Origin of the sequence: Mesorhizobium sp. M2A.F.Ca.ET.039.01.1.1, from assembly GCF_003998035.1 — a bacterium.
Lineage (GTDB): Bacteria > Pseudomonadota > Alphaproteobacteria > Rhizobiales > Rhizobiaceae > Mesorhizobium.
The window spans coordinates 1-3,653 of sequence record NZ_RZRY01000633.1 but is presented as its reverse complement, the minus strand read 5'-3'; the positions used below and the strand labels follow the sequence as shown (position 1 = coordinate 3,653).

Annotated in this window: 4 protein-coding genes; 1 reads left to right on the top strand and 3 read right to left on the bottom strand. The window is 64.9% G+C overall.

Translation table 11 applies throughout. The features are described from left to right. Nucleotides 1-739 (bottom strand): GH25 family lysozyme (locus EOA24_RS30815; protein ID WP_281059910.1); only part of this gene is annotated, 739 nt, incomplete at its 3' end. 308 nt (nt 740-1,047) lie between these two features. Between EOA24_RS30815 and EOA24_RS30810 the strand changes: the two genes are divergently transcribed. Next, nucleotides 1,048-2,019: a Tim44 domain-containing protein gene (locus EOA24_RS30810; protein ID WP_126082523.1), complete on the top strand. Its 972-nt coding sequence runs from the start codon at nt 1,048-1,050 to the stop codon at nt 2,017-2,019. Between the two features lie 27 nt (nt 2,020-2,046). Here the strand turns inward: EOA24_RS30810 and EOA24_RS30805 are convergent, their stop codons facing one another. After that, entirely contained in the window at nt 2,047-2,832 is a 786-nt protein-coding gene (locus EOA24_RS30805) for a phosphodiester glycosidase family protein (protein ID WP_126082522.1), read from the bottom strand. Nucleotides 2,833-2,904: 72 nt separating this feature from the next. After that, nucleotides 2,905-3,653 (bottom strand): undecaprenyl-diphosphate phosphatase (locus EOA24_RS30800; RefSeq protein WP_133374692.1); only part of this gene is annotated, 749 nt, incomplete at its 5' end.

Sequence of the window (3,653 nt, the reverse complement as noted above, 5' to 3'; positions counted from 1 at the left end):
GCAATGCGCCGTCCATCTTCGGCACGTTGCGGATGAACCAGTCGGCCTGCTCACCCGCCGTGCGGCACCAGTAGAAGAAATGATAGGCGCCGCGCTTCAGCCCGGCGGCGTCGGCGTTGCGCCAGTTCTTCATGAACATCGGGTCGAGATGGTCGCCGCCATCGGTCGCCTTGATATAGGCGAAGTTGGCGCCCTGGGCGCGCAGCTTGCTCCAATTGATGTTGCCCTGCCAGCGCGAGACGTCGACCCCATGCACGGCCAGATGGCGCGGCGAGGAGCGGCCGAAATTGATCGGCTTGGCATCGCGGAAGGCATAGCGCGTGACCGGGCCGGCAAGCATGGCGGGCGCGGCGCGCGACAGCCGCTTCGGCGGCGAGACGAGCGCCGCCTCCTGCACCGGCGGCTCGACGCTGTCCGGGAGATCGGTCGCCGGGAAGTTTACCGTCTCCTCCTCGGCGAGTCCGAACGGGCGCGGATTTTCGTCGCCGGGGCTCGCGTTACCCTCGTCGAGCAGCGGCGCCGGCGGCGTGATGCGCGCCATGCCCGACATCGATGCGGTCTCTACGGTTTTCTCCCGCTGGACCGTGCTCATGCCCTTCGAAACCGGCGCGCTCGGCCGCACGACCGAGCTCGTCGTCTCGTTGGACGGCAGTTGCAGGGCATCGGCGCCCGACGTGGACGAGCAGCCGGCAAGGCAAAGCGCTGCGAGCACGAAACTGACGACGCCAAAAATCCGCATCTTTGACCTGTACGCAAGACAAAACAGACCGAAGGCAGGAACAGCGCCGCCGGAAGCCCCATTCCTAACGAGAAATTACCAACAAAGTTTGAATCAAAATTTACCTTTGGCGCGACGGTCGTGGCCGATTCGGGGTGTGTCCCCGTCACCTCTCGCCCCGCGCGAAGGCACAGCCGCGAGCGAGCCTAGTATCAGGACGATCGTCGCCGGATCGGCAGCCGCATTGAAGCAGGGGCTAAACCTGGCTCGCCTGGCACCCCATATAAGGGGCTCGCGCAAAAGCGAAGCGTACCCAAGGACTGTGCTTAATGTCGAAGTCACGAACGATCAAAGTCGCGTCGATCCTCATGATCCTGCTGATGGCGCTCGGGACCGTCTCAATCGGCACCGCCGAGGCGCGCATGGGCGGCAGCTTCGGCAGCCGTGGCAGCCGCACCTATCAGGCGCCCGCGCCGACCAGGACGGCCCCTTATACGGCGCCTGTCACGCGCTCGATGACGCCACAACCCACCCAGTCCATCCCATCATCGCAGTCGTTTCCCGGCTCCGCGCGTCCCGGCTTCTGGCGTGGTTTCGGCGGCGGTTTTGTCGGCGGTCTTGTGGGAGGACTGTTCTTCCAGGGCCTGTTCGGCATGATGCTGGGCCATGGTTTCGGCGGCATTGGCGGCGGGCTGAGCTTCATCTTCCAGCTGCTCTTGATCGGCGGCCTCGTGATGCTGGCGATGCGCTTCCTCAATCGAGACAATGCCGCGCCTGCCAATATGCGAAACGCCGGCGGTCCGTTCGGACGGCAAGGCTGGGGCGGCGCGCCGCCCAGCTATTCGTCCAACGCCGCAAGCTTCGGCTCCGCTGACGCATCAGGAGCCGATGAAATCGGCATCACTGACGCTGATCGCGACGCGTTCGAACGAATCCTTGGCGAGGTGCAGGCTGCCTTCACTCGTGAGGATCACCAGGGATTGCGCCGGCTGACGACCCCCGAAATGGTTTCCTACCTTTCGGAGGAACTGGCCGACAACGCGACCCACGGCCTCAAGAACGAGGTTACAAACCTTAGGCTGCTGAAGGGCGAAGTGGCGGAGGCGTGGCGGGAAGGCTCGCGCGACTACGCCACCGTGGCGATGCGCTGGTCGGCGATCGATACCATGCAAAACCGCCAGACCGGCGCCGTCGAGAAGGGCGATCCCAACAATCCGGTCGAAGCGACCGAGCTGTGGACCTTCGCCCGTCAGGCCGGAGGACCATGGCTGCTGTCCGCGATCCAGGACGCGTCCGGTTAAGCTGGAAGCGCGCAGCAAGCGCTCTGACTACTTCCTGAACACCCCGATCATCGGCCCGAGATTCCAGAAATCGTCGTTTCGGCCGATGCCGGGCGCGTAGAGGCTCGAGATAGAACCGTCGAGGAAGAGCGCGTTCGGGCAGCCGAGCTGGTCGCGGAACAGCCGGGCGAATTCGTGGAAAGTCACGACATCGTCCGAGATCGCGAAGACCGCGACGCCGTCGGCGCGCACGCCCACGCCATCGCGGATTTTTCGCGAGGTGCCGTCCGCATGGAATTTCGGATGCAGCTTGCCGTCGATGACCAGCATCGGCCCGGACTGCGTGGCGTAGTCCACGCGCGGCGGACGCTTGAGATAATCCTTGGTCGCGCGAACCCCTGCCTTGCCGGCGCTGAGATAGAAGATGCCGTTGGGCTGCATGGAGAAATTGCCGGTTCCCGATCCGGTCTTCGCCGGCGTGACCTGCTCGCCGCGTTCGACATAAAGCCCGACCGGCGCGAGGTTCGGATGATACATGCCGGCATTGATGCCGAACAGCAGGTTGCGCCCCGCCGCTTGCTGCGCGCTGCGCAGATTGTGCAGCGATCGGTAGAAGTCGCCATCCTTGTTCTTCCAGAACAACTCGATGGAGAAATGCTTCGGATCGGCCTCGCAGACCAGATAGGTCGCGTTCTCGAAAGTCTGGTTGCGGCAAGGCGGCAGCGCCGCTAGCCATTGGCCGAGGCCGATGCCCGCGCCTACGGCGGCGGGCACCGCCGATTTCACCAGCGTGGCCAGCAAAGGAACCGAGTTCAGCAGGGTCCCAAGATCCATCAGCGCATCCCGCTCCTCAGCATCGGTATAGCGGATTCGGCCGAGGCCGCTGCGTGGATTTCCCGGGTTGCTTCAGGTCAACCAGCCGGCCGCGACGCTGACCAGCAGCACCACGCCAAGCAGGCCGCGATAGATAACGAACGGCCAGGCGGAGAAGCGCTCCAGCACCCGCATCAGCCCCCAGATCGCGAAAAAGGCCGAGATCGAGGCGACGACGAGGCCGACCGCCAGGATCGACCAGCCATGCGCGTCGAGATGCACCTTGTGCAGTTCGTAGAGCTCCTTGAGGCCGGCCAGCGCGATTGCCGGCAGGCCGAGCAGGAAGGACAGGCGTGCCGCCTCCGGCCGGGCGAAGCCCAGCCCCATCGCCGCCGTCAGCGTCGAGCCCGAGCGTGAGACACCGGGGATAAGCGCGCCGACCTGGGCGACGCCAACCAAGAGCGCATCGAGGATCGACGCCTGGCGCAGCATCAGCTTGTGCCTGGCGAAGATCTCGGCGAGCGCCAAAAGGATCGCCATGGCTATACAGGCCGAGCCGATGACGGCGAGCCCGCGCAGCGGCGAATTGCAGGCGTTGAGCACACCGGAAAGCGCAAGGCCGGCAATGATGATCGGGATAGTGGCAAGGATGATGCTGATCGCCAGGCGGAAATAGCGGTCGCCGAAATCGCGGCGCGAGATTGCCGCGATCGATCCGAAGAGCACGTCCCTGACATCGCTCCAGAAATAGCTGATCACCGCCGCCAGCGCCGCCAGCTGCATCGCGGCCGAGAACGCCGATCCGGGATCCTGCCAGCCGAGCACCGCCGGCACGATGCGCA